The sequence below is a fragment of the Microbacterium sp. USHLN186 genome (assembly GCF_037145155.1).
GTDB lineage: Bacteria > Actinomycetota > Actinomycetes > Actinomycetales > Microbacteriaceae > Microbacterium.
On record NZ_JBBCYA010000010.1, the window covers coordinates 1 to 1,571 of the forward strand.

The window sequence follows — 1,571 nt, forward strand, 5'->3', positions numbered from 1 at the left end:
TGTCAGATGCTCCTTAGAAAGGAGGTGATCCAGCCGCACCTTCCGGTACGGCTACCTTGTTACGACTTAGTCCTAATTACCGATCCCACCTTCGACAGCTCCCTCCCACAAGGGGTTAGGCCACCGGCTTCAGGTGTTACCGACTTTCATGACTTGACGGGCGGTGTGTACAAGACCCGGGAACGTATTCACCGCAGCGTTGCTGATCTGCGATTACTAGCGACTCCGACTTCATGAGGTCGAGTTGCAGACCTCAATCCGAACTGGGACCGGCTTTTTGGGATTCGCTCCACCTTACGGTATCGCAGCCCATTGTACCGGCCATTGTAGCATGCGTGAAGCCCAAGACATAAGGGGCATGATGATTTGACGTCATCCCCACCTTCCTCCGAGTTGACCCCGGCAGTATCCCATGAGTTCCCACCATTACGTGCTGGCAACATAGAACGAGGGTTGCGCTCGTTGCGGGACTTAACCCAACATCTCACGACACGAGCTGACGACAACCATGCACCACCTGTTCACGAGTGTCCAAAGAGTTGACCATTTCTGGCCCGTTCTCGTGTATGTCAAGCCTTGGTAAGGTTCTTCGCGTTGCATCGAATTAATCCGCATGCTCCGCCGCTTGTGCGGGTCCCCGTCAATTCCTTTGAGTTTTAGCCTTGCGGCCGTACTCCCCAGGCGGGGAACTTAATGCGTTAGCTGCGTCACGGAATCCGTGGAAAGGACCCCACAACTAGTTCCCAACGTTTACGGGGTGGACTACCAGGGTATCTAAGCCTGTTTGCTCCCCACCCTTTCGCTCCTCAGCGTCAGTTACGGCCCAGAGATCTGCCTTCGCCATCGGTGTTCCTCCTGATATCTGCGCATTCCACCGCTACACCAGGAATTCCAATCTCCCCTACCGCACTCTAGTCTGCCCGTACCCACTGCAAGCCCGAGGTTGAGCCTCGGAATTTCACAGCAGACGCGACAGACCGCCTACGAGCTCTTTACGCCCAATAATTCCGGATAACGCTTGCACCCTACGTATTACCGCGGCTGCTGGCACGTAGTTAGCCGGTGCTTTTTCTGCAGGTACCGTCACTCTCGCTTCTTCCCTGCTAAAAGAGGTTTACAACCCGAAGGCCGTCATCCCTCACGCGGCGTTGCTGCATCAGGCTTGCGCCCATTGTGCAATATTCCCCACTGCTGCCTCCCGTAGGAGTCTGGGCCGTGTCTCAGTCCCAGTGTGGCCGGTCACCCTCTCAGGCCGGCTACCCGTCGACGCCTTGGTGAGCCATTACCTCACCAACAAGCTGATAGGCCGCGAGCCCATCCCCAACCGAAAAATCTTTCCACCCGCACACCATGCGGTGACGGGACATATCCAGTATTAGACGCCGTTTCCAGCGCTTATCCCAGAGTCAGGGGCAGGTTGCTCACGTGTTACTCACCCGTTCGCCACTAATCCACCCAGCAAGCTGGGCTTCATCGTTCGACTTGCATGTGTTAAGCACGCCGCCAGCGTTCATCCTGAGCCAGGATCAAACTCTCCGTAAAAAAGAAATGCATACACAACCGGGAAAACG

1 rRNA gene is annotated in these 1,571 nt (G+C 55.8%); it reads right to left on the bottom strand.

Going from position 1 to position 1,571, the window contains the following annotated elements:
* Positions 1–17 precede the first annotated feature (17 nt).
* Positions 18–1,542 (bottom strand): 16S ribosomal RNA (locus WFG93_RS13890).
* Between the last annotated feature and the right edge of the window lie 29 nt (positions 1,543–1,571).